This window comes from Kocuria coralli, assembly GCF_008831305.1.
Lineage (GTDB): Bacteria > Actinomycetota > Actinomycetes > Actinomycetales > Micrococcaceae > Kocuria > Kocuria coralli.
Window position 1 is genome coordinate 38,799 of sequence record NZ_ML708611.1, and the last position, 26,277, is coordinate 65,075.

Consider the following 26,277-nt stretch of genomic DNA (forward strand, 5'->3'; position numbering starts at 1 on the left):
CGGGCCGGAAGCTCGCGGGGGACCTGAGACGTAGTCGTCAGTTGGTCTTGAAGGGGAAACCGAGCGCCTTCAGCAGCGCGCGGCCCTCGTCGTCGGTCTTGGCGGTGGTCACCACGGTGATGTCCATGCCGCGCACGCGATCGATCTTGTCCTGATCGATCTCGTGGAACATGGACTGCTCGGTGAGGCCGAAGGTGTAGTTGCCGTTGCCGTCGAACTGACGGTCGGACAGCCCACGGAAGTCGCGGATACGCGGCAGGGCCAGGCTCACGAGGCGGTCGAGGAACTCCCACATGCGGTCGCCGCGCAGGGTCGTGTGGCAGCCGATGGGCATGCCCTCGCGCAGCTTGAACTGCGCGATCGACTTCTTGGCGCGGTTGACGACCGGCTTCTGGCCGGTGATCGCGGTGAGGTCGCGCACGGCGCCGTCGATGAGCTTGGAGTCCTTGGCGGCGTCTCCCACACCCATGTTGACGACGACCTTGACGATGCGCGGGGTCTCCATGACGTTGCCGTAGGCGAACTGCTCCTGCAGCGCCGGGACGACCACGTCCTGGAACTTGGTCTTGAAGCTGGGGGCGATGGTCTCGGTCATCACAGATCCTTACCAGTGCTCTTGGACACGCGGATGCGCACGGTCTTGGAACGGCCGTTGCGCTCGACGGTCTCGGTGCGGTAGCCGACCTTGGTCGGCTTCTTGGTCTCGGGGTCGACCAGGGCCACGTTGGAGACGTGGATGGGTGCCTCGATCTTCTCGATGCCTCCGGATTCACCCTGCATCGTGGCGCGCTTGTGGCGGGTCACGACGTTGACGCCCTCGACGACCACACGCTGGGTCTCGGGGATGACGCGCAGGACCTTGCCCTGCTTGCCCTTGTTGTCCTTCTTACCGGAGATGACCTGAACCAGATCGCCGGTCTTGATCTTGAATTTGGGCATCAGAGCACCTCCGGTGCCAGCGAGATGATCTTCATGAACTTCTTGTCGCGCAGCTCGCGACCGACGGGCCCGAAGATACGGGTACCGCGGGGGTCGCCGTCGCCCTTGAGAATCACCGCGGCGTTCTCGTCGAAGCGAATGTACGAGCCATCCGGACGGCGGCGCTGCTTCTTCGTGCGAACGACGACGGCCTTGACGACGTCGCCCTTCTTCACGTTGCCGCCGGGGGTGGCATCCTTCACCGTAGCGACGATGGTGTCACCGATGCCTGCGTAGCGGCGACCCGAACCACCGAGAACGCGGATGGTCAGGATTTCCTTCGCACCCGAGTTGTCGGCGACGGTCAGCCGCGACTCCTGCTGAATCACTTGTTGTCTCCTGTCGTCACGCCGGTTCCAGCACCCTTCGAATGAACAGGGGCGGGCCTAGCGGAACAGCTAGTCGGATAGATTCCCCTCCACCTCGTTCCGCGCGCAGCGAGCGCGCGGTGCGGCAGGGGCTCGGCCTATTCGTGCCAGAAGCATCTGAACTCGCGTTCGAACTGCCGCCGCCTGGGCGCACACGAATCACGGGCATTATGCGCTGGCACGAAAGAGCAGAGGGGTGGGGCATAGCAGTGCCCACACAAGAGCACAACTCTAGCACGGGAGGGCCGTCGTCGCACGGGGCGTGTGAGCAGTACAACGGCCCGCACCTCCCCGGGGTGGCGGGAACGTACGGGCCGCTGACGGGCTGGTTTCAGCCCGCTCCGGTCGGCTCGATGGTGGTGAGCCGGCTCGGAGAGTCATTCAGGAGAAGATCACTTGGCCTTCTCGATGATCTCGACGACGCGCCAGTGCTTGTCTGCCGACAGCGGGCGGGTCTCGGAGATCAGCACGAGGTCACCGATGCCGCACGAGTTCTCCTCGTCGTGCGCCTTGACCTTCTTGGAACGGCGCATGACCTTTCCGTACAGGGCGTGCTTGACGTTGTCCTGCAGCTGCACGACGACGGTCTTGTCCATCTTGTCCGAGGTCACGTAGCCGCGACGGGTCTTGCGGTAGCCGCGCTCCTCGGTCTTCTGCTGTGCCTGCTCGGTCACTTGGCATCATCCTCATCAGTGGTGTTCGTGGCACGGATGCCGAGCTCGCGCTCGCGCAGGACCGTGTAGATGCGGGCGATGTCACGCTTGACGGCCTTGAGGCGGCCGTTGGACTCGAGCTGACCGGTGGCCGACTGGAAGCGCAGGTTGAACAGCTCCTCCTTGGCCTTCTTCAGCTCGGAGTACAGAGCGTTGTTGTCCAGCTCATCGAGCTTCTCAATGCTCAGATCCTTGGATCCAACAGCCATTGATCATTCACCGCCTTCGCGACGCACAATGCGTGCCTTCATCGGGAGCTTGTGGATCGCCAGGCGCAGAGCCTCGCGCGCGACCTCGTCGGACACGCCGCCGAGCTCGAACATCACGCGACCGGGCTTGACGTTGGCGACCCACCACTCGGGAGAGCCCTTGCCGGAACCCATACGGGTCTCAGCGGGGCGCTTGGTCAAGGGACGGTCCGGGTAGATGTTGATCCAGACCTTGCCGCCACGCTTGATGTGGCGGGTCATGGCGATACGAGCTGCCTCGATCTGCCGGTTGGTGACGTATGCCGGGCTCAGGGCCTGGATGCCCCAATCACCGAAGGTCACCTCGGTGCCGCCCTTAGCCATACCACTCCGCTTGGGGTGGTGCTGCTTGCGGTACTTCACACGACGGGGGATGAGCATCAGTTACCACCCTCTGCGTTGGACGCCGGGGCCTGGGCCTCGGCGGCAGGAGCCTCTGCGGAGCGCTCGTTGCGCTCTCCGCGGCGACGGCCCCCACGGTCATTACGGTCGTTGCGACGACGACGCTCGCCACCGGCGCGACGGTCGTTGCCGCGGCCGCGGGAGGGAGCTGCAGCCTCCTGAGCTGCCAGTTCCTTGTCGGTCAGATCGCCCTTGTAGATCCAGACCTTCACGCCGATGCGGCCGAAGGTGGTCTTGGCCTCGAAGAAGCCGTAGTCGATGTTCGCCCGCAGGGTGTGCAGGGGCACGCGGCCCTCGCGGTAGAACTCCGAGCGGGACATCTCGGCACCGCCCAGGCGGCCTGCGCACTGGATACGGATACCCTTGGCGCCTGCACGCTGTGCGGACTGGATGGCCTTCTTCATGGCGCGGCGGAAGGCCACGCGGGAGGCGAGCTGCTCGGCGACACCCTGGGCCACCAGCTGAGCGTCGGCCTCGGGGTTCTTGACCTCGAGGATGTTCAGCTGGATCTGCTTGCCGGTGAGCTTCTCGAGCTCGCCGCGGATCCGGTCGGCCTCCGCACCGCGGCGGCCGATCACGATGCCCGGGCGGGCGGTGTGGATGTCGACGCGCACGCGGTCACGGGTGCGCTCGATCTCCACCTTCGAGATGCCGGCGCGCTCCATGCCGGTGTCCATCAGCTTGCGGATCTGGACGTCCTCGCGGACGTAGTCCTTGTACTGCTGGCCTTCCTTCTTGGAGTCGGCGAACCAGTGCGAAACGTGGTCCGTGGTGACGCCCAGACGGAAACCGTTGGGGTTGATCTTCTGTCCCACTTAGCGGACCTCCTCGTTCTCCGGGGTGGCCACGACCAAGGTGATGTGGCTCGTGCGCTTGTTGATCCGGTAGGCGCGACCCTGGGCGCGCGGACGGAACCGCTTCATGGTCGGTCCCTCGTCCACGAAGGCCTCGGAGACTACGAGCTCCTCTTCGCGGAAGGGCAGACCCTGGCGATCGGCCGTCTGGCGTGCGTTGGCCACCGCGGACGACAGAACCTTGAACACCGGCTCCGAAGCGCCCTGGGGGGCGAACTTCAGGATGGCCAGTGCCTCGTGTGCCTGCTGGCCACGGATCAGGTTGACGACGCGCCGGGCCTTCATCGGCGTCACGCGAACATAGCGCGCGGATGCCTTGGCTTCCATTGCTTTCCTCTTCTCGTCTCTTGACGAAGTGCTAGACGCTGCTGATCGGGAGATCAGCGGCGCTTGCCCTTCTTGTCGTCCTTCACATGGCCGCGGAAAGTGCGCGTCGGAGCGAACTCGCCGAGCTTGTGGCCAACCATGGACTCGGTGATGAACACCGGGATGTGCTTACGGCCGTCGTGCACGGCGATCGTGTGCCCGAGCATGTCGGGGATGATCATCGAGCGGCGCGACCACGTCTTGATGACGTTCTTGCTGCCCTTCTCGTTCTCCTTGGCCACCTTCACGAAAAGGTGCTGGTCGACGAAAGGGCCCTTCTTCAGGCTGCGTGGCATGGTTCGGGCTCCCTTAGCGCTTGTTCTTGCCGGTACGGCGACGGCGGACGATGAGCTTGTCGCTCTCCTTGTTGGGGCGACGGGTGCGACCCTCGGGCTTGCCGTTCGGGTTGACCGGGTGACGACCACCGGAGGTCTTGCCCTCGCCACCACCGTGCGGGTGGTCGACGGGGTTCATGACCACGCCGCGCACGGTCGGGCGGATGCCCTTCCAGCGGTTACGGCCTGCCTTGCCCCAGTTGATGTTGGTCTGCTCGGCGTTGCCGACCTCGCCGATGGTGGCGCGGCAGCGGACGTCGACGTTGCGGATCTCGCCGGAGGGCAGACGGAGCTGGCCGTACCTGCCTTCCTTGGCGACGAGCTGCACGGAGGCACCGGCGGAACGCGCCAGCTTGGCACCGCCACCGGGACGCAGCTCCACAGCGTGGATCACGGTACCGACGGGGATGTTGCGCAGCGGCAGGTTGTTGCCGGGCTTGATATCGGCCGCGGGGCCGGTCTCAACGGTGTCGCCCTGCTTGAGGCGGTTCGGCGCCACGATGTAGCGCTTGGTGCCGTCCACGTAGTGCAGCAGTGCGATGCGAGCGGTGCGGTTGGGGTCGTACTCGATGTGAGCGACCTTGGCGTTCACGCCGTCCTTGTCGTGACGACGGAAGTCGATCACGCGGTACTGGCGCTTGTGGCCACCGCCCTTGTGACGAGTGGTGATACGACCCAGGTTGTTGCGTCCGCCCTTCTTGGGCAGCGGGCGCAGCAAGGACTTTTCCGGGGTCGATCGGGTGATCTCTGCGAAGTCCGCGACGGACGAGCCACGGCGGCCCGGCGTCGTCGGCTTGTGCTTACGAATAGCCATTTTTGAAATTCCTCGATAGACGTGGCTTCAGGCCTCAGCCCTGGCCGCCGAAGATGTCGATGCTGCCCTCGGACAGGGTCACGATGGCACGCTTGGTGCGGTTGCGCTGGCCCCACCCGAAGCGGGTGCGCTTGCGCTTGCCGTCGCGGTTGGCCGTGTTGACCGAGGCGACCTTGACGTCGAAGATCGCTTCGACGGCGTGCCGGATCTCAACCTTGTTGGCATCGCGGGCGACGAAGAAGGTGTACTGCCCCTGGTCGATCAGGCCGTAGGCCTTCTCGGAGACGACCGGGGCGATGATGACGTCGCGCGGGTCCTTGTAGGTCACGCTCACTTGGCGTCCTCCTGCTTCTTGCCGGTCTGAGCGGCCTCGACGAAGGCGTCGTAGGCAGCCTTGGTGAAGACCACGTCGTCGTTGACCAGCACGTCGTACGTGTTGAGCTGATCGGCGTAGAGGCTGTGCACGTTCTCCAGGTTGCGCACCGACAGTGCGGCGACGTCGTCCTGGCGGTCGAGCACGACCAGCACGTTCTTGCGCTCGGTCAGCGCAGCCAGCGCGGTCTTGGCAGCCTTGGTGGAGGGCGTCTCGCTCTCGACCAGGGAAGCCACGACGTGGATGCGGTTGTGGCGCGCGCGGTCCGAGAGGGCACCGCGCAGGGCGGCGGCCTTCATCTTCTTGGGGGTGCGCTGCGAGTAGTCGCGCGGCACGGGGCCGTGCACGACGCCGCCGCCGGTCATCTGAGGAGCGCGGATCGAGCCCTGGCGGGCGCGACCGGTCCCCTTCTGCTTGAACGGCTTGCGACCCGCACCGGACACCTCGCCGCGGCGCTTGGTCTTGTGGGTGCCCTGACGGGCTGCGGCCAGCTGAGCGACGACGACCTGGTGCATGAGCGGCACGGAGGTCTTGGCGTCGAAGATCTCGGCGGGCAGTTCCACGTTGATGGTCTCAGTTGCCATGGCTTATCAGGCTCCCTTCACGGCGGTGCGGACGAGGACGACCGAACCCTTGGGGCCCGGCAGGGCGCCCTTGATCAGCAGCAGGGAGTTCTCGGAGTCGACGGCCTGGACCTTGAGGTTCATGGTCGTGTGGCGGTCGTTGCCCATCCGGCCTGCCATGCGCATTCCCTTGAACACGCGGGCGGCGAAGGAGGCGTTACCGATGGAACCCGGCTTGCGGTGGTTCTTGTGCTGACCATGGGAGGCGCCCACGCCGGCGAAGCCGTGGCGCTTCATGACGCCGGCGGTGCCCTTGCCCTTGGTCGTGCCGACGACGTCGACCAGCTGGCCGGCCTCGAACAGCTCAACGGAAAATTCCTGGCCCAGTGCGTACTCGCCGGCGTCGGAGGTGCGGACCTCGACGACGTGGCGGCGCGGTGCGACACCTGCCTTCTCGAAGTGTCCGGCCAGCGGCTGGGTGACCTTGCGGGGATCGATCTGGCCGTAGCCGATCTGGATGGCGGAGTAGCCGTCCTTGTCGGCGGTGCGCAGCTGAGTCACAACGTTGGTGTCGGCCTGCACGACGGTGACCGGGACGAGCTTTCCGTCCTCGTCCCAGACCTGGGTCATGCCGAGCTTCTTGCCCAGAATGCCCTTCATCTGGCGTTCGTAAGTCGTAGTCATTACGTCTGCGGTCCTTATCAGAGCTTGATTTCGATGTTGACGTCGGCCGGCAGGTCGAGACGCATGAGCGAATCGACGGCCTTCGGCGTCGGGTCGACGATGTCGATCAGCCGCTTGTGAGTGCGCATCTCGAAGTGCTCACGGCTGTCCTTGTACTTGTGCGGCGAGCGGATGACGCAGTACACGTTCTTCTCGGTCGGCAGCGGCACGGGGCCCACTACGGTCGCGCCGGCACGGGTCACCGTCTCGACGATCTTGCGGGCCGAGACGTCAATGACCTCGTGGTCATAGGACTTCAGCCGGATGCGGATTTTCTGTCCCGCCATGGCGTCGTGACTCTCTTTCTTCAAGTACTTCCCTGTGACGGAGCACTGGGTGCTCCTGATGTGTGGCACTGCGATCAGTGCCGCTCCGCATGGGCCGAATCCGGATTCCCGGGTTCCTCGCCCCACCGGAGCACCGTCCCCCGAACTCGGGCGTGTCGTGTATGTGCCATGCACATGCCGATGCCGTGTCTGGTTTCGGGGTGGTCGTTCTCGGGTTCGTCCGCGGCTCTCGCACTGGCCTCGGGCCCCGATCAGGACCGGGAACCGCCAAGCGCAGACATGCCACGGCTTGCGAACAACAGCGTCTATCCTGCCACGCGGGACGACGGGCCCGCAACCCCGGGCGTGTCGCTGTGGTCCATCTCGCACGCAGCGGCCCGGCAACGCCCGAGGCCCCGTACCGACGGATCGGTACGGGGCCTCGGACGAGGTTCCGGTGTCAGGCCGCTAGCGGCCCGGCCCGGGATCGTTCAGTGATCGGATCACTTGTTGATCTTGGTGACCTTGCCGGAGCCGACGGTGCGGCCTCCCTCGCGGATGGCGAAGCCGAGGCCCTCTTCCATCGCGATGGGCTGGATCAGCTCGACGGTCATCTCGGTGTTGTCACCGGGCATGACCATCTCGGTGCCCTCGGGCAGGGTGATGACGCCGGTGACGTCGGTGGTCCGGAAGTAGAACTGCGGACGGTAGTTCGAGTAGAACGGGTTGTGACGGCCACCCTCGTCCTTGGACAGGATGTAGACGTTCGCCTCGAAGTCGGTGTGCGGGGTGATCGAGCCCGGCTTGCAGACGACCTGGCCGCGCTCGACATCGTCGCGCTTGAGGCCACGCAGCAGCAGACCGCAGTTCTCGCCGGCCAGAGCCTCGTCCATCTGCTTGTGGAACATCTCGATACCGGTCACGATGGTCTTCTGGATCGGGCGGATGCCGACGATCTCGACCTCGGAGTTGATCGGCAGCGAGCCGCGCTCGGCACGGCCGGTCACCACGGTGCCGCGGCCGGTGATCGTGAAGACGTCCTCGATCGGCATGAGGAAGGGCTTGTCGGTCTCGCGGACGGGGTCCGGGATGAACTCGTCGACAGCTTCCATCAGTTCCTCGACGGACTTGACCCACTCGGCGTCGCCTTCCAGCGCCTTCAGAGCGGAGACGCGGATCACCGGTGCGTCGTCGCCATCGAAGCCCTGGTCGGACAGCAGCTCGCGGACCTCCATCTCGACGAGGTCCAGCAGCTCCTCGTCGTCGACCATGTCGGACTTGTTCAGGGCCACCAGCAGGGTGGGGACACCCACCTGGCGGGCCAGCAGGACGTGCTCACGGGTCTGAGCCATCGGGCCGTCGGTAGCGGCGACCACCAGGATCGCGCCGTCCATCTGGGCGGCACCGGTGATCATGTTCTTGACGTAGTCGGCGTGGCCGGGAGCGTCCACGTGCGCGTAGTGACGCTTCTCGGTCTGGTACTCGATGTGCGCGATGTTGATGGTGATGCCGCGCTGGCGCTCCTCGGGAGCGGAGTCGATGCCGCTGAAGTCGCGGGCCTCGTTGAGGTCCGGGTACTTGTCAGCCAAGACCTTAGAGATGGCGGCCGTGAGCGTGGTCTTGCCGTGGTCGACGTGGCCGATGGTGCCGATGTTGACGTGCGGCTTGGTGCGCTCGAACTTGGCCTTCGCCATGGTTGTTCCTCCTAGAACGTGAGTGGAAACCTTGCATGCCCGCTCGTGCTGGCTGTGAGGCGCTGAAGCGAACAGAAACCTCTGCAAGTGTAGTCATGTGGTTGGTTCGGACGAAATTGGAGATCATGCCCCGCCCCGCCGGGACGGGGCATGATCTCAAGTGCTCCGGACGGGGTCCGGGGGGCGGTTCACCGGGCCGGCGAACCGCTCACGGCTCATTCACCGCGGTTCTTCTGGATGATCTCCTCGGCGACGGCCTTGGGGACCTCTGAGTAGGAGTCGAACTGCATCGAGTACACGGCACGGCCCTGGGTCTTGGACCGCAGGTCGCCGATGTAGCCGAACATCTCGGACAGCGGCACGTTGGCCTTGACCAGCTTGACGCCGGTCACGTCCTCCATGGACTGGATCTGGCCGCGGCGGGAGTTCAGGTCGCCGATCACGTCGCCCATGTACTCCTCGGGGGTGCGGACCTCGACGGCCATCAGGGGCTCGAGGAGGACCGGGTTGGCGCGCCTGGCGCCTTCCTTGAACACCATGGAGCCGGCGATCTTGAACGCCATCTCCGAGGAGTCGACGTCGTGGTAGGCGCCGTCGACCAGGGTGGCCTTGACGCCGACCATCGGGTATCCGGCCAGCACGCCGAGCTGCATGGCGTCCTGGATGCCGGCATCCACCGAGGGGATGTACTCGCGGGGGACGCGGCCACCGGTGATGGCGTTGTCGAACTCGTAGAGTTCCTCGGCGTCCAGGGGGATCGGCTCGAAGGAGACCTGCACCTTGGCGAACTGACCCGAACCACCGGTCTGCTTCTTGTGGGTGTAGTCGACCTTCGCGACGGCCTTCTTGATGGTCTCGCGGTAGGCCACCTGCGGCTTGCCCACGTTGGCCTCGACCCTGAACTCGCGCTTCATGCGGTCCACCAGGATGTCCAGGTGGAGCTCGCCCATGCCGCCGATCTCGGTCTGCCCGGTCTCCTCGTTCAGGGAGACGGTGAAGGTGGGATCCTCCGCCGAGAGCTTCTGGATGGCGGTGGACAGCTTCTCCTGGTCGCCCTTGGTCTTGGGCTCGATGGCCACGAAGATCACGGGTGCCGGGAAGGACATGGACTCGAGGACGATCGGGTTCGCCGGATCGCACAGGGTGTCGCCCGTGGTGGTGTCCTTCAGGCCGATGGCCGCGTAGATGTGGCCCGCCTGGATCTCGTCGACCGGGTTCTCCTTGTTGGAGTGCATCTGGAACAGCTTCCCGATGCGTTCCTTGCGGCCCTTGGTCGAGTTGAGCACCTGCTCGCCGGCCCGGGCCTTGCCCGAGTACACGCGGGTGTAGGTCAGGGTGCCGTAGAACGGGTGGGTGGCGACCTTGAAGGCCAGCGCCGAGAAGGGGGCGGTCGAGTCCGCCGGGCGGGTCATGACCTCCTCCTCGTCGTTCACCGCGTGGCCCTGGACGTCGTCGACGTCCAGCGGCGAGGGCAGGTAGTCGATCACGGCGTCGAGCATGGGCTGCACGCCGCGGTTCTTGAACGCGGAGCCGCACAGCACCGGGTAGGCATCGGAGTTGATGGTCAGCTTCCGGATGCCGCCCTGGAGCTCCGCGACGGTCAGCTCCTCGCCGCCCAGGTACTTCTCCATGAGGTCGTCGTCAGCCTCGGCGATGTCCTCGACGAGCTTGTTGCGGTACTCCTCGGCACGCTCCTGGAGATCGGCGGGGATCTCCTGGATCTCGTACTTGGCGCCCATGGTGACGTCGCCCTTGGAGTCGCCGTGCCACACGAAGGCCTTCATGGACAGCAGGTCCACGACGCCGACGAAGTCGGACTCGGAGCCGATCGGCAGCTGCAGCACCAGGGGCTTGGCCCCCAGGCGGGAGATGATGGTGTCGACGGTGAAGTAGAAGTCCGCGCCGAGCTTGTCCATCTTGTTGACGAAGCAGATGCGGGGGACGTCGTACTTGTCGGCCTGACGCCAGACGGTCTCCGACTGCGGCTCGACACCCTCCTTGCCGTCGAACACGGCGACCGCACCGTCGAGCACGCGCAGCGAGCGCTCCACCTCGACCGTGAAGTCCACGTGGCCGGGGGTGTCGATGATGTTGATCTGGTTGTCGTGCCAGTAGCAAGAGGTCGCCGCGGACGTGATCGTGATGCCGCGCTCCTGCTCCTGCTCCATCCAGTCCATCGTCGAGGCGCCGTCGTGGGTCTCGCCGATCTTGTGGTTGATGCCGGTGTAGAACAGGATGCGCTCGGTGGTGGTCGTCTTGCCGGCATCGATGTGGGCCATGATGCCGATGTTGCGGACCTTCTTGAGGTCGGTAAGCACGTCAAGTGCCACGGTGTGTCCCTTCTGAGGTGTAGCCGGCGGTCTGCCGCCGTCGCCTGGTTGCACAGGCGGCAGACCGGGCCGATGGTACCAGCGGGGCCGGTATTACCAGCGGTAGTGGGCGAAGGCCTTGTTGGAGTCGGCCATCTTGTGGGTGTCCTCGCGGCGCTTGACCGCGGCACCGAGGCCGTTGGAGGCGTCGAGGATCTCGTTCATGAGACGCTCGGTCATGGTGTTCTCGCGGCGGACCTTGGCGTAGCCGACCAGCCAGCGCAGGGCCAGGGCGGTGGAACGGCCGGCGCGGACCTCCACCGGGACCTGGTAGGTGGCGCCACCGACACGGCGGGAGCGGACCTCGAGGGCCGGCTTGACGTTCTCCAGGGCCTTCTTCAGGGTGGCGACCGGCTCGGCGCCGGTCTTTTGCTCGACACCGGCCAGGGCGCCGTAGACGATGCGCTCGGCGGTGGACTTCTTGCCGTCCTGGAGGACCTTGTTGATCAGCTGCGTGACGACCGGCGAACCGTAGACGGGGTCGACGACGAGCGGGCGCTTGGGAGCGGGACCCTTACGAGGCATTACTTCTTCTCCTTCTTCGCGCCGTAGCGGGAGCGGGCCTGGCCGCGGCCCTTGACACCCTGGGTGTCGAGAGCGCCGCGGACGATCTTGTAGCGGACACCGGGGAGGTCCTTCACGCGACCGCCGCGAACCAGCACGATCGAGTGCTCCTGGAGGTTGTGACCCTCACCGGGGATGTAAGCGGTGACCTCGACGCCGCCGTTGAGGCGCACGCGGGCGACCTTACGGAGAGCGGAGTTCGGCTTCTTGGGGGTCGTGGTGTACACACGGGTGCACACGCCGCGCTTCATGGGGCTGCCCTTCAACGCGGGCGCCTTGGTCTTCACGACCTTCGGGCTGCGGCCCTTGCGGACCAGCTGCTGGATAGTTGGCACTTTGTCTCCTGGTGGTGGCGGGCCTCAACGGCACCGCTCTGTTTGGTCTTCGGCAGTTACGCCACCCGATACCACTCCGCGCACGGCGTCCTGCCGGCACATAGGCATCATGGCGGCGATCTTCAGGGCACCGCCGTCATGAATCGTCTGCGGACACACAAAAAAGTGGCACTGAGGTACAACCTGCGTACCTCGGGACGGAGTCCAATTTGCCACTGGAATGCGATCACACGGGTGATCGAGCCAATCCCGGCAACCATACCAGAATCCGGGCGCGCGGCCCAGCCCCCGCTCAGCGGGCGGGGCCCGACCCCGAGGGGGCGCGCACGAGGTCCTCGTGTATCGCCGAGGCGCAGGCGCGCAGATGGGGAAGGATCAGCCTTCCGGGGTCCTCCGCGGCCGGGCTGGCCCCCACCCGCATCGAGACGTTGACCGCGGCCACGGTCCTCCCGGCGGCGTCCTCGAGGGGCACGGCCACGGACCGCAGCCCCGGTTCGAGCTCCTGGTCGACGACGGCGTAGCCCTGCTCCCGGACCTCGCGCAGCCGGGAGATCAGCTGGTCCGGGGTGGACACCGTGCGGGCGGACAGCGGTGTCCTGAGCTGCTCGCCGCACAGGGCGAGGACCTCGTCGTCGGGCAGGCCCGCCAGCAGCACCCGGCCCATGGACGTGGCATGGGCCGGGAAGCGGGTGCCCACGGAGATCGCGACGTTCATGATGTGGCGCATCTGCACCCGGGCGACGTAGACGATGTCCGGTCCCTCCAGCACGGCGATGGAGCAGGACTCCTGCACCGTGGCGGAGAGGGCGCGCAGGTGCGGTGCGGCCAGCTCCGGGAGGCTCAGCGCCGAGAGGTAGGAGTAGCCGAGCTGCAGGACCTTGGCGGTGAGCTCGAAGCGGCGCCCGTCGCTGCGGACGTAGCCCAGCTCCTCCAGGGTGAGCAGGAACCGGCGCGCGGTGGCCCGCGTCAGGCCCGTCCGCCGGGCCACGTCCGAGAGGGTCATGCTGGGATTCTCGGCATCGAAGGCCGCGATGACCGCCAGACCGCGCGCCAGAGACTGGACGTAGTGCCCGCCGCTGCGGAGGGCCTCCGGCTCCTCCGGACGCGCCGGATGCTCCGCAGTCATGCCGAGCGCTCGAGAGGGAAGGGGACCAGTTCCTGCAGCTCCTCGACGTCGCAGCCGAAGGTCTCGCGGACCACGACCCTGCCGTCGCCCTCGATGAGGAAGACGGCCTGATCGGTGTAGACCCGGTTGACGCAGCCCACCCCCGTCAGCGGCATGGTGCATTCCCCGACGAGCTTGGGCTGGCCGTTCTTGGTGGTCAGGGTCATCATCACGAAGGTCTGCTTGGCGCCGGTGGCCAGGTCCATCGCGCCGCCGACGGCCGGGATGGCGTCGGGTTTGCCCGTGTGCCAGTTGGCCAGGTTCCCGTTGCGGTCGACCTGGAAAGCGCCCAGCACGCAGCAGTCGAGATGCCCGCCTCGCATCATGGCGAAGGAGTCGGCGTGGTGGAAATAGCTGCACCCGTCCGTCTCCTTGACGGGGATCTTGCCGGCGTTGATCAGGTCCGGGTCGATCTCCTCGCCGTGGGCCTGCGCACCCATGCCGAGCATGCCGTTCTCGGTGTGCAGGGTGACGTCGTCCTCCGGCGTCAGGTAGTTGGAGACCGAGGTCGGCTGCCCGATTCCGAGGTTGACGTAGGCCCCGGCGGGGATGTCCGCGGCCACCACCTGCGCCAGCTCGTCGGGGCTCAGGGCGCGGTCCTTGGTCATGCTCGTCATGGTTGTCTCCCTCTCAGGATTCTGCTCGGGTACGGGGATGGCACTGCCTGCCGTATCTCAGTCGGAGCCCGCTGCCGGGCCGGGAACCCGGACGACGGTGTCAACGTAGATACCGGGGGTCACGATCGCCTCGGGGTCCAGCCGGCCCCTCTCGACGATGTCGGTGACCTGGACGATCGAGGTCTCCGCGGCAGCCGCCATGATCGGCCCGAAGTTGCGGGCGGTCTTGCGGTAGACCAGGTTCCCCGCCTCGTCCGCGGTGGCCGCCTTGGTCAGCGAGAAGTCCGCGGTGATGGGCAGCTCCAGGACCTGCATCCTGCCGTTGAACTCGCGCACCTCCTTGCCCTCCGCCAGGGGCGTGCCGTAGCCGGTGGGGGTGAAGAAGGCGCCGATGCCGGCCCCGGCGGCACGGATGCGCTCCGCGAGGTTGCCCTGCGGGACCACCTCCAGGTCGATCTCCCCCGCCCGGTACCTGGCGTCGAAATGATGGGAGTCCGCCTGGCGGGGGAACGAGCAGATGATCCTGCGGACCCGCCCCAGCTGGATCAGCTTGGCCAGGCCGACGTCACCGTTGCCCGCGTTGTTGTTGACGACGGTCAGGCCCGTGGCCCCCTGGTCGATCAGGGCGTCGATCAGTTCGACGGGCTGACCGGCCACCCCGAAGCCGCCGATCATCACGGTGGCGCCATCGGTGATGGGGGCGACGGCCTGAGCCGCCGATTCGACGATATTGAGCATCTGTGCCTCTTCAGTCCGTTCTGGTCGGTGGATGGGCTCCGCGTCCGGGTGTGAGCGTCCCGGCGGGAGCCCGTGGATCTGGCCGGTTCAGCCGGCGGCCTCTTCGTTCTCGAGGACGACCGCGAGGCCCTGGCCGACGCCGATGCACAGCGAGGCGACTCCCCAGCGCGAGTTCTGCGCCTTGAGGCGGCGGGCCAGCGTGCCGAGGACTCGGAGCCCGGACGCTCCCAGGGGGTGGCCGATCGCGATGGCGCCGCCCCAGGCGTTCACGATGCCCGGGTCGATCTCCCACTGCCGGATGCAGGCCAGGGCCTGGGCGGCGAACGCTTCGTTGAGCTCGACGGCGGAGACCTCGCCCCAGCCGATGCCCGCCCGTTCCAGCGCGATGTTGGCGGCGGCCACGGGGGCCTCGCCGAAGTACTGGGGATCGTTGGCCGCTGCCCCGCGGCCGGCGATCCTGGCCAGGGGCGAGATCCCCAGGAGTTCTTCGGCCGCCGCCGACCCCAGCCAGGCGGCCGATGCGCCGTCGTTCATGGGCGAGGCGTTACCCGCGGTCACGGTGCCGTTCTCGGCACGGAAGACCGTACGCAGTCCTGCGAGCGTCTCGGCCGTGGAGTCGGCCCGGACGGTCTCGTCGCGGACGATGTCCGTGCCGCGTCTGGTGTTGGCCGCCACGGGCACCACCAGATCGTCGTAGCGGCCCTCCTCCCAGGCCCGGGCCGCGAGCTGGTGGGAGCGAGCCGCGAAGGCGTCCTGGTCCTCACGGGTGATGCCGTGCTTCTCGCGCAGCTGCTCGGTGGCCTCCCCCAGGGAGACCGTCCACTCCCCCGGCATCTCCGGGTTGACCAGGCGCCAGCCGAGGGTGGTGTTGGCCAGCTGAAGGTCCTTCATCGGGAACGGACGTTCGGTTTTTGGTAGTACCCAGGGAGCGCGCGACATGGACTCGACGCCGCCCACGAGCATCAGGTCGGCCTCGCCCACCTCGATCTGGCGCGAGGCGATCATGGCCGCGTCCAGGGAGGAGCCGCACAGGCGGTTGACCGTGGTGCCCGGCACCGAGGTGGGCAGACCGGCCAGCAGTGCGGCCATCCTGGCGACGTTGCGGTTCTCCTCGCCCGCGCCGTTGGCGTTGCCGAAGACCACCTCGTCGATCGCAGCGGGGTCGGCCGACGGGGCGCGCTGGAGCATCGCCCGGAGCACATGGGCGGCGAGATCGTCCGGGCGGTGGGTCGACAGCCCGCCCCCGATCTTGGCGAAGGGCGTCCGTACGGCGTCGTAGAGATAGGAAGGGCTCATGGCTCAGGACTCCTGCGTGCTGTTGTCGTCCCGCGCGTCCGCCGTTTCGGCGTCGTCGAGGGCGTCGAAGACCCGCCGGGCATGGGAGAAGGCGTTGTTCGCGGCGGGAACCGAGAGGTAGATCGCCGACTGCAGCAGGATCTCCTTGATCTGCTCGCGGGTCAGCCCGTTGCGCAGGGCCGCCCCGACGTGCATCTCGAACTCGCCCCAGTGGCCTCCGGCGATCAGGGCGGTCAGGGTGATCGCGCTGCGCATGGGCCGGTCGAGCCCCGGCCGGGTCCAGATCTCACCCCAGGCGTAGCGGGAGATGAAGTCCTGCCAGTCCTCGGTGAAGTCGTTCTTGGCGCCCTCCGCTCGGTCCACGTGGGCATCGGAGAGCACCTCGCGGCGGACTCGCATGCCTTCCGCGAGGGTCTCGGCTCGGGTACGGTCCTGGTTCATCGGAGGTCGCCTTCCTGGATCTCTGCTGCGCTGGAGCTCACGGTATCGATGATGGCGGCGATCTCACCGGCGACCTCGCCGGGGACCTCGGCCGGTGGGAGGTGGGCGACGCCGTCGTATTCGACACGTCGTGCTCCGGGGATGGCCGCGGCCAGCTCCTGAAGGTCCTCCGGCGTGGTGGAGACGTCCTGCGCCCCGCCCAGCACGGTCACCGGGACCCCCACGGAACCCAGCCTGCCACGGACGTCGAACCGGGCCAGGGCCTCGCAGACCTGGGCGTACCCGTGCCGGTCGGCCTCCTGCAGGTCGTGCAGCAGGGCGGTGGTGATGCCGGTTCCGGCCTGGGCGTCGCGGGAGATGAACCCCTCGGCGAACCACCGCTTCGCACTGCCGATGACCTGGGTGGGCGTCCCGGCCGTGGCGACGAGTTCGGCCCGCTCCCGCCACCCCTCCGGCGTCCCGACCCGCTGCGCCGTGGCCACGAGCACCGCGGCCCGGACACGGTCCGGGTGGTCCAGGAGGAGCTGCTGCCCGACGCAGCCTCCCGCGGAGCAGCCTGCATAAATGAACGAATGTTCTACATTTTTTCCGCCGTCGGGCTCCGGGATCCCGTCCAGCGCGGACACGATCCCCTGCGCCAGCTCAGAGATCGTGAAGCCCCCCACGGCGGCCGGCCGGCCGCCGTGGCCCGGCAGTTCCCAGCCCAGGACGCGGGCCCTCCCCCTCAGCCGCGCGGCTACCGGCCCCCAGAGATTGCTCACGGAGGTCCCCAGCGACGGCCCCATCAGGACGGTGGGCAAGCCCGGCTGTCCTCCGTCCTCCATGGCCACGATGCGAATATCCGGAACGGTCATCGATTCTCTCTCCTTCGTGATGCGCAGGCGCCGGCCCGCATGGCTCGGGGCGACGTCCCGCCTTCAGTCCTGGTCATATCGCTGCAGCGCCGCGTCGATCAAGTGGTCGCCCAGCCCCGTATAGCTGCCGGGATCGCACAGCCCATCGACGAGTTCGCGGGTCACCGCGCGCCCGTCCGGCAGCCGCGCCCCTTCTGTGAGCCCCAGGAGGAGTTCGACAGTCGAGGTCGTGTCGCCCGCGCCCTCGCCGATCGCCCGCTGCACCGCGCTCTTACCGCTGATCCCGGGATCGGCGGTGGTGACCACGGGAGCCAGGACCGCCGAGATGCGCTCGGCGACCACCCCCGGCCCTGCGGCCTCGAGGTTTCTCATCATGGCCTCCGGGAAGACCTGCAGCCCTTCGACCAGCTCCTGGCAGTGCAGCACGCCCGAGCTCACCAGTCGCAGGAGGCCGCGCACCGCAGGCCATTCGGCATGCCAGGCACCGTCCGGGCGCTCGTCCACGTACGCCGATCCGGCCACGAAGAGCTGGGCCGCGAGCTGGGGCGCGGTCAGCGCGGTGCGTTTGAGCAGGACGGACAGGACGGGATTCTGCTTCTGCGGCATCGCGGAGGACACCCCGCGCCCCGGGGCCGTGGGCTCGCGCAGCTCGCCGATCTCCGGGCGGGAGAGCAGCAGGACGTCGTTGGCGATCGTGCCCATCGCGCTGGCCGTCCCCGCCAGCGCGGAGCCCAGATGCTGGATCGGACCGCGCGCGGTATGCCAGACATGCGGGGCAGGGGCCAGCCCCAGCTCCGCCGCCCAGGCGGCGTTGAGCCGGTCCACCTCCTGGGCGATGCGACCGTCGGGATCGCCCGGGGAGAGGAACCCGCCATCATCCACGAGCGGTTCCACGACCGTGGCCGTGCCGGCCAGGGTTCCGGCGGCACCTCCGACGGCCACCGCGGGGTGCTGGCGCGCGAGCTCGTCACGGGCGTCGAGGATGCCCGTGAGCCAGCGCGCGCAGCGGAGTCCGAAGACCGAGGGCAGTGCCTGCTGGGTCAGCGTCCGGGCTACAGCCGGTGTGTTGCGGTGCGCCCCGGCGAGCGCGGCCAGCGCGTCCGCCACGGCCCCCAGCCCGGCGTCGATGACCCGCAGGCAGTGCCGGGCCATGAGCATCATGCCCGTATCCATGACGTCCTGGCTGGTCAGGCCGCGATGGATCCAGCGGACGGCCTCGGGGTCGATGGTGCGCACGGCCTCGCGGAGATCCGCCAGCATGGGGATCACCGGGTTCCCGCCGGCCTCGGCCCGGGCCGCGATGTCCGCGGGGTCGAAGGCTCGTTCCCAGATCCGGGGCTCGACCACGGCGCTCACCGCCCGTGCGTGCTCCTCGGGGACCAGCCCGACGGCGGCCTGTGCCCGCACCCACGCGACCTCGGCTTCGACGAGGCACCGCAGGAGGGCATCGTCGTCGCACATGGATGCGACGCGGTGGGTGCCGGGCTCCAGGAGGCCGTAGTCGGTCACGCCGGATCGCCTGGCCGGTGGTTCGGGTAGCTCAGGAACACGGTCTCGCCGTCGCCCTGAAGCCGCAGGTCGAACCGCAGGGAACCGTCGGGCTCGCGCTCGGCGATCAGCGTCTCGCGGCGGCCCTCCGGAAGACTCGCGAGAAGCGGGTCCCGTGCCAGGGCCTCCCCGTCCTCGGGCAGGTAGATCCGCGTGAACAGCCTGTTGAGCAGCCCCCGGGCGAAGACCGTCATCGCGATGAACGGCGCCTTCCCGGCTTCGGACGCCCCCGGGTTGACGGTGGTGAAGTCGTAGTGGCCCGCGTTGTCCACGGCCACGCGGCCGAACCCCGTGAAGGTGTATCCGTCGCGGAGCAGGGATCCGGGCTCCTGGGAGACCGTGCCGTCGGCGTCGGCCTGCCAGATCTCGAGCATCGAGTCCGGGATCGGCTCCCCGTGCCCGTCGTAGACCGTGCCGTGCAGGCGGACGGCCCGCGGGTCCGACCTGTCCACCAGGTGCTCGCCGCCCTCGTAGGGCAGGGCGTAGCCGTAGAACGGCCCGATCGTTTGCCCCGGAGTGGGGACCAGCTGCTCAGACATCAGTGTCCTCCTCGGTCGGCGTGCGGTGCGATCCGGTCAGCACGATGTCCCAGACATAGCCCAGGGACCACTCGTGCGCGGACGTGTCGTGGTCGTACGTCGCCACCAGGCGCTCCCGTGCCTGCGGGTCCACGATCGCCTGGTAGATCGGGTCCAGGTCGAACAGGGGGTCGCCGGGGAAGTACATCTGCGTGATCATCCGCTGCGTGAAGTCCGTGCCGAACAGCGAGAAGTGGATATGCGCGGGGCGCCACGCGTTGTGGTGGTTCTTCCAGGGGTAGGGGCCGGGCTTGATGGTGGTGAACGAGTAGGAGCCGTCCGCCCCGGTGAGGCACCGGCCCACGCCGGTGAAGTTGGGATCGATGGGCGCCGGGTGCTGATCGCGTTTGTGGATGTATCGCCCGGCGGCGTTCGCCTGCCAGATCTCGACGAGCTGATGGCGCACCGGGCGCCCGTCCCCGTCGAGCACACGACCACGAACGGTCATGCGCTCGCCGATCGGCTCTCCACCCCCCTGGATGGTCAGGTCGGACTCCAGAGCGTGGACATCGCGCTGGCCGAAGGCCGGCGCCCACAGCTCGATGGTCTCCGGGTCCGCGTGATGCAGATCCTTGGTGGGATGGCGCAGGATCGAGCTGCGGTAAGGCGCGTAGTCGATGCGCGGCTGGGTCTCCACCGCCCCTGAAGCGGCGTAGTCACGCGAGATCTCCTCGATATCAGCCGAGATCTTGGCCTGGGAGTCGGCGGCGGCGTCCGAGGACACTACGGGTCCGGCCATGGTCATCTCCTTCGATTGCGTGCAGGCGGAACGCTGCCGGCGATCGCCTGCCAGGGCGGACCTGGTTTCCTGCCTCGTGGGCAGCTGCCGCTACTCGCCGTCGGCCCTGTTCGACATAGACGAGGATAGCGCAGTTCAATCGGTATACGAACACTAGTTCGCATAGCGCACATATTTTTGGTCTTGCCATCCGGTGTAGGACTCCGCGAAGTAGGCCCGGCCGTAGGGCGAGCCGGTGATGGCGGCCAGTTCGCCGCGGCGGCGCTTCTGCTCGAAGGCGCTCTCGCCGTCGCGGGCGTGCATCATCTTCGTGACCCAGTAGGAGAAGTTCTGCGCCTTCCACACCCGCTGGAGGGCCTGCTCGGAGTAGCCCGCCAGCCGGGATCCGTCGCCGTCTCGGAAGAGGGCCACCAGAGCCGGCGCCAGCACCCGCACGTCGCAGAAAGCCAGGTTCAGGCCCTTGGCGCCGGTGGGCGGCACGGTATGGCCGGCGTCGCCGACCAGTACCAGGCTGTGATGCCGCAGGGGTTCGCAGACGTAGGAGCGGAATCTGAGCACGGTCTTGTCGAAGATCCTGCCCTCCTCGAGCCTGAAGCCGTCCGGGCCGGACAGGCACTCCTGCAGCCGCGCCCAGATCGCCCGGTCATCCCAGTCTTCGGGGTCGGTCTCCGGGTCGCACTGGAAATACATCCGCTGCACGGTCTCGGACCGCTGCGAGATCAGCGCGAAACCGGCCGGAGAGTTCGCGTAGATCAGTTCGGGCCAGCTCGGCGGCGCCTCGCACAGGATGCCGAACCAGGCGAAGGGGTATTCGATGAAATGATCCTGACGGACGTCGTCCGGGATGAGCTTGCGGCACATGGAGCGGGAGCCGTCGGCTCCGACCACGATGGAAGCCTGGATCTCGCGGGGCGCCCCGCCGGCATCCGTGAAGGTGATCCTGGGGTCCTGGGTCTCGACGTCGTGGACGCCGGTATCCGAGACGGACCAGAAGATCCGCACGCCGTCCCGCTCACAGGCCCGGGCGAGATCCCAGAAGACCTCGTTCTGCGGATAGAGCCAGACCGAATGGCCTACAGCGTCCTGGAAATCGATGTGATGGTTCTCGCCGTCGAAGCGCAGCGTCGTACCGCGATGCTCGTGGCCTTCGCTCAGAACGCGTCCGTCGACGCCGGAGTCCGCGAGCATCCGGACGGTCGCGGACTCCAGGATGCCGGCGCGGTGGGTATTGCGGATGGCCTCCGGATCCCGGGCCTCGATCACCGCGCAGTCGATCCCCTGGCCATGGAGCAGATGGGCGAGCACGAGCCCGGCCGGTCCACCGCCGACGATGCCGACCTGGGTCCGCACGATCTGGGGCTGCCGGTCTGCTGTCATCGAGGATCCTCCTGGCGAACGGATGTGCGCCCAGTGTGACAGCCTCCTGTGCCGCAGCCCACAATGATCCCGTTCAACGGGCTGTCCTCGATTCTCACCGAGTGCTGGTCAGGCCACCCGATGCTCTTTGAGGGTTCGCTCGATGCCGTGCGCCGCCGCGCGCAGTACCTGAACGGTCGCCGCGGGGTCCACGGCTGCCGCGGCGCGGTCGATCACCGCCCCCAGCGCGGCCACCACCGTCGCCCGCGCCCCTCGCACGGGGACGGCGATCCCGGTGCGGTCCGGTTCCAGGTTGCCCGTCTGCACGGCGTGCCCGGTGGCACGGACCGACGACAGGACGGCGGCCAGCGTGCGCACGGAACCCTGGGGAACGGCCTGCCCGGTGTCCCGCAGCGCCGCGAGGTAGGCCGTCCGGTCGTCGTCGGGAAGCCACGCGAGTAGGACCAGCCCGGCCGCGGAGACGTGCAGGGGCAGGCGCCCCGCTACGGTCGAGCTGATCTCCCGGGCTCCCCGTTCGGACAGGCGCTGCAGGATCAGCACCTCGTTGCCCTCGATGCGGCCCAGCTGGATGTGCTGGCCCAGGGCGGCCTGCGCGTCCTGCATGAAAGGCGTGGCGAGCACCGCCAGGGAGGAGTCGGGAGCGGAGCGCGTCGCCAGTTCCCACAGCCTGGTGCCGACGACGTAGGCGTTCCCCTCACGGTCCAGCCAGCCGCGCTGGGCCATCTCCGCGCACAGGCGGTGTGCGGTACTGGACGGCAGACCCGCCCGCTGCGCGATCTGCGCCGCGGTCAGGCGTGACGTGGCTGCGGAGAACGAGGCGAGGATGCGGTCCGCCCGCTCGATCAGGCTGTCACCGGAAGCAGAGTTGGCCATGGGCGCATTCTCCCGCCTTCCTCCCGCCGAGTGTCCGATCGCATACCGGAAATCGCGAAAAATCGGTACTCAATCGGACACTCGGCGGGAGGGGGTGGAGAAAGAAAGAAAGAAGGGCCCCGTTCCGGTTGCCCGGATACGAGGCCCTTCTGCGGTTGGGCTGAGGTCAGTCAGCCGAGGTCAGCGTCTCAGTTGGCGCCGAAATCGTAGTCCTCCAGCGGGATCGCCTGGAACTCGCTGCCCAGCGACGCGGGCTCCTCCGCATAGGAGAAGTCCGCATAGGCACCGGAGTCGGTGAACAGAGCGGCCTTCGCCTCGTCGGTGGGCTCGACGCTGACGTTGTTGTAGCGCGCCAGGCCGGTACCGGCCGGGATCAGCTTGCCGATGATCACGTTCTCCTTCAGGCCGACCAGCGGGTCGGACTTGGCCTCCATCGCGGCCTGGGTCAGGACGCGGGTGGTCTCCTGGAAGGATGCCGCCGAGAGCCACGAGTCCGTGGCCAGCGACGCCTTGGTGATGCCCATCAGCTCCGGACGGCCCGACGCCGGACGGTGCTGCTCGCTGACGGCCTTCAGGTTGGCCTCGCGGTAGCGCACGTCGTCGACGAGCTCACCGGGCAGCAGGTCGGTGTCGCCCGACTCGATCACGGTGTTGCGCCGCAGCATCTGACGGACGATGACCTCCACGTGCTTGTCGTGGATGCCCACGCCCTGCGAGCGGTACACGCCCTGGACCTCGTCCACCAGGTGCTTCTGAGCCGCACGGCGGCCGCGGATACGCAGGACCTCCTTGGGATCCACGGCACCGGCCACCAGCTGCTGGCCGACCTCGACGTGGTCGCCGTCGGCGATCAGCATCTTGGCGCGGCGCAGCACCGGGTAGGCGAACTCCTCGTCCCCGTTGTCAGGGGTCACCACGATCCGGACGCCCTTATCGGTGTCCTCGATGGCGACGCGACCGGCCACCTCGGAGATCGGGGCCACACCCTTGGGGGTACGGGCCTCGAAGAGCTCCTGGATACGGGGCAGACCCTGGGTGATGTCACCGTCGGAGGACGCCACGCCACCGGTGTGGAAGGTACGCATGGTCAGCTGCGTGCCGGGCTCACCGATGGACTGGGCGGCGATGATGCCCACGGCCTCGCCGATGTCCACCAGCTTGTTGGTGGCCAGCGAGCGGCCGTAGCACGCGGCGCAGACGCCGACGGCGGACTCGCAGGTCAGCACGGAACGCACCCGCACCTCATCGACCCCCGCGTTGAACAGGGTCTCGATCATGGCGTCCGAGAGATCCGCACCGGCCTGAGCCAGCACCTCGCCGTCGGCGTTGGCGACGTCCACGGCCAGAACACGGCCGTGAACCGTGTTCTCGACCTCTTCATGCAGCGCCCGCGCACCGGTCTCCGTGGTGGCCAGCGGCAGGGGCAGGCCGCGGTCGGTGCCGCAGTCGGCCTCGCGCACGATGACGTCCTGGGAGACGTCCACCAGACGACGGGTCAGGTAACCCGAGTTCGCGGTACGCAGCGCGGTGTCGGCGAGACCCTTACGCGCACCGTGGGTGGCGATGAAGTACTCCAGCACGGTCAGGCCCTCACGGTAGGAGGACTTGATCGGGCGGGGCATGATCTCGCCCTTCGGGTTGGCCACCAGTCCGCGGATGCCCGCGATCTGACGGACCTGCATCCAGTTGCCTCGGGCACCGGAGGACACCATGCGGTTGATGGTGTTCAGGTCGCCCAGATTCTCGCGCATGACCTCGGCGACCTCGTCGGTGGCCTTGGTCCAGATGTCGATCAGCTCGGAGCGGCGCTCGTCGTCGTCGATCAGGCCGGTGTCGTACTGGCCCTGGATCTTGGCCGCCTGGGCCTCGTAGTCCTCCATGATGCCGGGCTTGGCGGGCGGGGTCGCGATGTCGGAGATCGCGACCGTGATCCCGGACCAGGCCGCCCAGTAGAAGCCGGCGTCCTTGAGGTTATCCAGCGTCTGCGCCACGACACCCATGGGGTAGGCCTCGGCCAGATCGTTGACCAGCTTGGACAGGAACTTCTTGTCCGCCACGCCTTCGACCCACTGGTAGTCGGCCGGCAGCTGCTGGTTGAAGATCACGCGGCCCAGGGTGGTCTCGAGCGTGACGGTATCGCCCTGCTGGTAACCCTCCGGCGCCACCCAGCCCGGGTAGGGCACGAAGTCCTGGACCACGATCCTGGCCTTGGCGTTGAGGTGCAGCTTGTGGGCGTCGAAGGCCATGATGGCCTCGGCGACCGACGAGTAGCTGGCGCCCGTGCCGACCTCGTCCTGACGCTCGGTGGTCAGGTGGTAGAGGCCGATGATCATGTCCTGCGAGGGCAGGGCGATCGGCTTGCCGTCCGAGGGCTTCAGGATGTTGTTGGAGGACAGCATCAGGATGCGGGCCTCCGCCTGCGCCTCCGGCGACAGCGGCAGGTGCACGGCCATCTGGTCGCCGTCGAAGTCGGCGTTGAAGGCCGAGCACACGAGCGGGTGCAGCTGGATGGCCTTGCCCTCCACCAGCTGCGGCTCGAAGGCCTGGATGCCCAGACGGTGCAGGGTGGGCGCGCGGTTGAGCAGCACGGGGTGCTCCGTGATGACCTCTTCCAGGACGTCCCACACCTGCGGGCGGTAGCGCTCGACCATCCGCTTGGCGGACTTGATGTTCTGCGCGTGGTTGAGATCGACCAGGCGCTTCATCACGAACGGCTTGAACAGCTCCAGGGCCATCTGCTTGGGCAGGCCGGCCTGGTGGAGCTTGAGCTGCGGACCGACCACGATGACCGAACGGCCCGAGTAGTCCACGCGCTTGCCGAGCAGGTTCTGGCGGAAACGGCCCTGCTTGCCCTTGAGCATGTCGGACAGCGACTTCAGCGCACGGTTGCCCGGCCCGGTGACCGGACGGCCGCGGCGGCCGTTGTCGAACAGGGAGTCGACGGCCTCCTGCAGCATCCGCTTCTCGTTGTTGACGATGATCTCGGGGGCGCCCAGGTCGAGCAGGCGCTTGAGGCGGTTGTTGCGGTTGATCACACGACGGTAGAGGTCGTTGAGATCGGAGGTCGCGAACCGGCCGCCGTCGAGCTGAACCATCGGACGCAGTTCCGGCGGGATGACCGGGACGGCGTCCAGGACCATGCCCAGTGGGGAGTTGTCCGTGGTCAGGAAGGCGTTGACCACCTTCAGGCGCTTGAGGGCGCGCGACTTCCGCTGGCCCTTGCCGGTGGCGATGACCTCCCGCAGGGAGTCGGCCTCGGCGGCCAGGTCGAAGGTCTCGAGGCGCTTCTTGATCGCCTCGGCACCCATCGAGCCCTCGAAGTACATGCCGAAGCGGTCCAGCATCTGGCGGTACAGGGCCTCGTCACCCTCGAGGTCGTTGACCTTGAGGTTCTTGAAGCGGTCCCACACGCGCTCGCGGTTGTCGATCTCACGATCGGCGCGCTTGCGCACGTTGGCCATCTGGCGGTCGGCGGCGTCGCGCAGCTTGCGCTTCTCGGCGGCCTTGCCGCCCTCTGCCTCGACCGTGGCCAGGTCCTGCTCGAGGTCGCCGGCGATCGCCACGATATCGGCGTCGCGCTGGTCCTCCAGGGCCTTCTTCTCGCGGTCCATCGCGGCCTGCAGGTTGGGCAGGTCGTCGTGACGAGCCTCCTCGTCCACCGAGGTGATCATGTAGGCGGCGAAGTAGATGACCTTCTCCAGGTCCTTCGGTGCCAGGTCCAGTAGGTAGCCCAGGCGCGACGGGACGCCCTTGAAGTACCAGATGTGGGTCACGGGAGCGGCCAGCTCGATGTGGCCCATGCGCTCGCGGCGCACCTTGGCGCGGGTCACCTCGACGCCGCACCGCTCGCAGATGATGCCCTTGTACCGCACGCGCTTGTACTTACCGCAGTAGCATTCCCAGTCGCGGGTCGGGCCGAAGATCTTCTCGCAGAACAGGCCGTCCTTCTCGGGCTTGAGCGTGCGGTAGTTGATCGTTTCGGGCTTCTTGACCTCTCCGAAGGACCAGCTGCGGATCTGCTCGGCCGTGGCCAGGCCGATGCGCATGAGGTTGAGCGAAGAATCGTTGGACATAAGGATCCTTGAT

The 26,277-nt window shown here is 67.6% G+C and carries 30 protein-coding genes; all 30 read right to left on the bottom strand.

Annotation, left to right across the window (positions count from 1 at the left end):
* Positions 1–37: 37 nt before the first annotated feature.
* The 30 genes from rplE to FCK90_RS02045 all read right to left on the bottom strand — a co-directional run bounded on the left by rplE (position 38) and on the right by FCK90_RS02045 (position 26,264).
* A complete protein-coding gene (gene rplE / locus FCK90_RS01900; RefSeq protein WP_158032619.1) occupies positions 38–595 on the bottom strand; it encodes a 50S ribosomal protein L5 in 558 nt (185 codons plus the stop codon).
* On the bottom strand, positions 595–939 hold the full coding sequence (gene rplX / locus FCK90_RS01905) for a 50S ribosomal protein L24 (protein WP_158032620.1): 345 nt from the start codon (positions 937–939) through the stop codon (positions 595–597). Before rplX ends, rplE begins: the two co-directional genes overlap by 1 nt.
* Complete coding sequence (gene rplN / locus FCK90_RS01910; protein WP_158032621.1) at positions 939–1,307, bottom strand: 50S ribosomal protein L14; 369 nt, start codon at positions 1,305–1,307, stop codon at positions 939–941. The genes rplX and rplN overlap by 1 nt, the downstream gene beginning before the upstream one ends.
* Before the next feature lie 431 nt (positions 1,308–1,738).
* Positions 1,739–2,020, bottom strand: coding sequence for a 30S ribosomal protein S17 (rpsQ, locus tag FCK90_RS01915; RefSeq protein ID WP_158032622.1), 282 nt, complete (start codon positions 2,018–2,020; stop codon positions 1,739–1,741).
* Positions 2,017–2,268 (bottom strand): 50S ribosomal protein L29, encoded by a 252-nt coding sequence (rpmC, locus tag FCK90_RS01920; protein WP_158032623.1) that lies wholly within the window; start codon positions 2,266–2,268, stop codon positions 2,017–2,019. The genes rpsQ and rpmC overlap by 4 nt, the downstream gene beginning before the upstream one ends.
* A gap of 3 nt (positions 2,269–2,271) precedes the next feature.
* Entirely contained in the window at positions 2,272–2,688 is a 417-nt protein-coding gene (gene rplP / locus FCK90_RS01925) for a 50S ribosomal protein L16 (protein WP_158032624.1), read from the bottom strand.
* Positions 2,688–3,524, bottom strand: coding sequence for a 30S ribosomal protein S3 (gene rpsC / locus FCK90_RS01930; protein ID WP_158032625.1), 837 nt, complete (start codon positions 3,522–3,524; stop codon positions 2,688–2,690). Before rpsC ends, rplP begins: the two co-directional genes overlap by 1 nt.
* Complete coding sequence (gene rplV, locus FCK90_RS01935) at positions 3,525–3,890, bottom strand: 50S ribosomal protein L22 (protein WP_158032626.1); 366 nt, start codon at positions 3,888–3,890, stop codon at positions 3,525–3,527. It abuts the gene before it with no gap.
* 53 nt (positions 3,891–3,943) lie between these two features.
* Positions 3,944–4,225, bottom strand: coding sequence for a 30S ribosomal protein S19 (gene rpsS, locus FCK90_RS01940; RefSeq protein ID WP_158032627.1), 282 nt, complete (start codon positions 4,223–4,225; stop codon positions 3,944–3,946).
* Between the two features lie 13 nt (positions 4,226–4,238).
* Positions 4,239–5,078, bottom strand: coding sequence for a 50S ribosomal protein L2 (gene rplB, locus FCK90_RS01945; RefSeq protein WP_158032628.1), 840 nt, complete (start codon positions 5,076–5,078; stop codon positions 4,239–4,241).
* 34 nt (positions 5,079–5,112) lie between these two features.
* Positions 5,113–5,412 (bottom strand): 50S ribosomal protein L23, encoded by a 300-nt coding sequence (rplW, locus tag FCK90_RS01950; protein WP_158032629.1) that lies wholly within the window; start codon positions 5,410–5,412, stop codon positions 5,113–5,115.
* On the bottom strand, positions 5,409–6,035 hold the full coding sequence (rplD, locus tag FCK90_RS01955; RefSeq protein ID WP_158032630.1) for a 50S ribosomal protein L4: 627 nt from the start codon (positions 6,033–6,035) through the stop codon (positions 5,409–5,411). The genes rplW and rplD overlap by 4 nt, the downstream gene beginning before the upstream one ends.
* Positions 6,036–6,041: 6 nt before the next feature.
* Positions 6,042–6,698, bottom strand: a complete 657-nt coding sequence (gene rplC, locus FCK90_RS01960; protein ID WP_158032631.1) for a 50S ribosomal protein L3 — start codon at positions 6,696–6,698, stop codon at positions 6,042–6,044.
* Positions 6,699–6,715: 17 nt separating this feature from the next.
* Entirely contained in the window at positions 6,716–7,024 is a 309-nt protein-coding gene (gene rpsJ, locus FCK90_RS01965; RefSeq protein ID WP_013349689.1) for a 30S ribosomal protein S10, read from the bottom strand.
* A 482-nt stretch (positions 7,025–7,506) separates the two neighbouring features.
* Complete coding sequence (gene tuf, locus FCK90_RS01970) at positions 7,507–8,697, bottom strand: elongation factor Tu (RefSeq protein ID WP_158032632.1); 1,191 nt, start codon at positions 8,695–8,697, stop codon at positions 7,507–7,509.
* 215 nt (positions 8,698–8,912) lie between these two features.
* A complete protein-coding gene (fusA, locus tag FCK90_RS01975; RefSeq protein WP_158032633.1) occupies positions 8,913–11,027 on the bottom strand; it encodes an elongation factor G in 2,115 nt (704 codons plus the stop codon).
* Positions 11,028–11,120: 93 nt separating this feature from the next.
* Positions 11,121–11,591, bottom strand: a complete 471-nt coding sequence (rpsG, locus tag FCK90_RS01980; RefSeq protein WP_158032634.1) for a 30S ribosomal protein S7 — start codon at positions 11,589–11,591, stop codon at positions 11,121–11,123.
* Positions 11,591–11,965 (bottom strand): 30S ribosomal protein S12, encoded by a 375-nt coding sequence (gene rpsL / locus FCK90_RS01985; protein WP_047691283.1) that lies wholly within the window; start codon positions 11,963–11,965, stop codon positions 11,591–11,593. Before rpsL ends, rpsG begins: the two co-directional genes overlap by 1 nt.
* 292 nt (positions 11,966–12,257) lie before the next feature.
* Entirely contained in the window at positions 12,258–13,091 is an 834-nt protein-coding gene (locus tag FCK90_RS01990; RefSeq protein WP_158032635.1) for an IclR family transcriptional regulator domain-containing protein, read from the bottom strand.
* Positions 13,088–13,747 (bottom strand): 3-oxoacid CoA-transferase subunit B, encoded by a 660-nt coding sequence (locus tag FCK90_RS01995; RefSeq protein WP_158032636.1) that lies wholly within the window; start codon positions 13,745–13,747, stop codon positions 13,088–13,090. Before FCK90_RS01995 ends, FCK90_RS01990 begins: the two co-directional genes overlap by 4 nt.
* A 57-nt stretch (positions 13,748–13,804) precedes the next feature.
* Entirely contained in the window at positions 13,805–14,485 is a 681-nt protein-coding gene (locus tag FCK90_RS02000; RefSeq protein ID WP_158032637.1) for a 3-oxoacid CoA-transferase subunit A, read from the bottom strand.
* A gap of 87 nt (positions 14,486–14,572) precedes the next feature.
* Positions 14,573–15,781: a thiolase family protein gene (locus FCK90_RS02005; RefSeq protein WP_158032638.1), complete on the bottom strand. Its 1,209-nt coding sequence runs from the start codon at positions 15,779–15,781 to the stop codon at positions 14,573–14,575.
* 3 nt (positions 15,782–15,784) lie between these two features.
* Positions 15,785–16,222 carry a carboxymuconolactone decarboxylase family protein gene (locus FCK90_RS02010; RefSeq protein WP_158032639.1) on the bottom strand — a complete coding sequence of 146 codons (438 nt, stop codon included), beginning with the start codon at positions 16,220–16,222 and terminating at the stop codon, positions 15,785–15,787.
* A complete protein-coding gene (locus tag FCK90_RS02015; protein WP_158032640.1) occupies positions 16,219–17,076 on the bottom strand; it encodes an alpha/beta fold hydrolase in 858 nt (285 codons plus the stop codon). The genes FCK90_RS02010 and FCK90_RS02015 overlap by 4 nt, the downstream gene beginning before the upstream one ends.
* A gap of 63 nt (positions 17,077–17,139) precedes the next feature.
* Positions 17,140–18,585 carry a lyase family protein gene (locus tag FCK90_RS02020; RefSeq protein ID WP_158032641.1) on the bottom strand — a complete coding sequence of 482 codons (1,446 nt, stop codon included), beginning with the start codon at positions 18,583–18,585 and terminating at the stop codon, positions 17,140–17,142.
* Positions 18,582–19,163 carry a protocatechuate 3,4-dioxygenase subunit alpha gene (gene pcaG, locus FCK90_RS02025; RefSeq protein WP_158032642.1) on the bottom strand — a complete coding sequence of 194 codons (582 nt, stop codon included), beginning with the start codon at positions 19,161–19,163 and terminating at the stop codon, positions 18,582–18,584. Before pcaG ends, FCK90_RS02020 begins: the two co-directional genes overlap by 4 nt.
* The gene (gene pcaH / locus FCK90_RS02030) at positions 19,156–19,947 is read right to left on the bottom strand and encodes a protocatechuate 3,4-dioxygenase subunit beta (RefSeq protein WP_220433252.1); all 792 of its coding nucleotides are present in this window, start codon (positions 19,945–19,947) and stop codon (positions 19,156–19,158) included. Before pcaH ends, pcaG begins: the two co-directional genes overlap by 8 nt.
* 147 nt (positions 19,948–20,094) lie before the next feature.
* A complete protein-coding gene (locus tag FCK90_RS02035; protein ID WP_158032644.1) occupies positions 20,095–21,318 on the bottom strand; it encodes a 4-hydroxybenzoate 3-monooxygenase in 1,224 nt (407 codons plus the stop codon).
* 108 nt (positions 21,319–21,426) lie between these two features.
* Positions 21,427–22,191 carry an IclR family transcriptional regulator gene (locus FCK90_RS02040; RefSeq protein ID WP_158032645.1) on the bottom strand — a complete coding sequence of 255 codons (765 nt, stop codon included), beginning with the start codon at positions 22,189–22,191 and terminating at the stop codon, positions 21,427–21,429.
* A 188-nt stretch (positions 22,192–22,379) separates the two neighbouring features.
* Positions 22,380–26,264: a DNA-directed RNA polymerase subunit beta' gene (locus FCK90_RS02045; RefSeq protein WP_158032646.1), complete on the bottom strand. Its 3,885-nt coding sequence runs from the start codon at positions 26,262–26,264 to the stop codon at positions 22,380–22,382.
* Positions 26,265–26,277 lie beyond the last annotated feature (13 nt).

What these genes read in the sequence shown, in the direction of transcription:
- rplE (WP_158032619.1), bottom strand. Translation starts at nt 595, where the DNA reads ATGACCGAGACCATCGCCCCCAGCTTCAAGACCAAGTTCCAGGACGTG.
- rplX (WP_158032620.1), bottom strand. Translation starts at nt 939, where the DNA reads ATGCCCAAATTCAAGATCAAGACCGGCGATCTGGTTCAGGTCATCTCC.
- rpmC (WP_158032623.1), bottom strand. Translation starts at nt 2,268, where the DNA reads ATGGCTGTTGGATCCAAGGATCTGAGCATTGAGAAGCTCGATGAGCTG.
- rplP (WP_158032624.1), bottom strand. Translation starts at nt 2,688, where the DNA reads ATGCTCATCCCCCGTCGTGTGAAGTACCGCAAGCAGCACCACCCCAAG.
- rplV (WP_158032626.1), bottom strand. Translation starts at nt 3,890, where the DNA reads ATGGAAGCCAAGGCATCCGCGCGCTATGTTCGCGTGACGCCGATGAAG.
- rpsS (WP_158032627.1), bottom strand. Translation starts at nt 4,225, where the DNA reads ATGCCACGCAGCCTGAAGAAGGGCCCTTTCGTCGACCAGCACCTTTTC.
- rplB (WP_158032628.1), bottom strand. Translation starts at nt 5,078, where the DNA reads ATGGCTATTCGTAAGCACAAGCCGACGACGCCGGGCCGCCGTGGCTCG.
- rplD (WP_158032630.1), bottom strand. Translation starts at nt 6,035, where the DNA reads ATGGCAACTGAGACCATCAACGTGGAACTGCCCGCCGAGATCTTCGAC.
- rplC (WP_158032631.1), bottom strand. Translation starts at nt 6,698, where the DNA reads ATGACTACGACTTACGAACGCCAGATGAAGGGCATTCTGGGCAAGAAG.
- rpsJ (WP_013349689.1), bottom strand. Translation starts at nt 7,024, where the DNA reads ATGGCGGGACAGAAAATCCGCATCCGGCTGAAGTCCTATGACCACGAG.
- tuf (WP_158032632.1), bottom strand. Translation starts at nt 8,697, where the DNA reads ATGGCGAAGGCCAAGTTCGAGCGCACCAAGCCGCACGTCAACATCGGC.
- rpsG (WP_158032634.1), bottom strand. Translation starts at nt 11,591, where the DNA reads ATGCCTCGTAAGGGTCCCGCTCCCAAGCGCCCGCTCGTCGTCGACCCC.
- FCK90_RS01990 (WP_158032635.1), bottom strand. Translation starts at nt 13,091, where the DNA reads ATGACTGCGGAGCATCCGGCGCGTCCGGAGGAGCCGGAGGCCCTCCGC.
- FCK90_RS01995 (WP_158032636.1), bottom strand. Translation starts at nt 13,747, where the DNA reads ATGACGAGCATGACCAAGGACCGCGCCCTGAGCCCCGACGAGCTGGCG.
- FCK90_RS02000 (WP_158032637.1), bottom strand. Translation starts at nt 14,485, where the DNA reads ATGCTCAATATCGTCGAATCGGCGGCTCAGGCCGTCGCCCCCATCACC.
- FCK90_RS02005 (WP_158032638.1), bottom strand. Translation starts at nt 15,781, where the DNA reads ATGAGCCCTTCCTATCTCTACGACGCCGTACGGACGCCCTTCGCCAAG.
- FCK90_RS02010 (WP_158032639.1), bottom strand. Translation starts at nt 16,222, where the DNA reads ATGAACCAGGACCGTACCCGAGCCGAGACCCTCGCGGAAGGCATGCGA.
- FCK90_RS02015 (WP_158032640.1), bottom strand. Translation starts at nt 17,076, where the DNA reads ATGACCGTTCCGGATATTCGCATCGTGGCCATGGAGGACGGAGGACAG.
- pcaG (WP_158032642.1), bottom strand. Translation starts at nt 19,163, where the DNA reads ATGTCTGAGCAGCTGGTCCCCACTCCGGGGCAAACGATCGGGCCGTTC.
- pcaH (WP_220433252.1), bottom strand. Translation starts at nt 19,947, where the DNA reads ATGACCATGGCCGGACCCGTAGTGTCCTCGGACGCCGCCGCCGACTCC.
- FCK90_RS02035 (WP_158032644.1), bottom strand. Translation starts at nt 21,318, where the DNA reads ATGACAGCAGACCGGCAGCCCCAGATCGTGCGGACCCAGGTCGGCATC.
- FCK90_RS02040 (WP_158032645.1), bottom strand. Translation starts at nt 22,191, where the DNA reads ATGGCCAACTCTGCTTCCGGTGACAGCCTGATCGAGCGGGCGGACCGC.
- FCK90_RS02045 (WP_158032646.1), bottom strand. Translation starts at nt 26,264, where the DNA reads ATGTCCAACGATTCTTCGCTCAACCTCATGCGCATCGGCCTGGCCACG.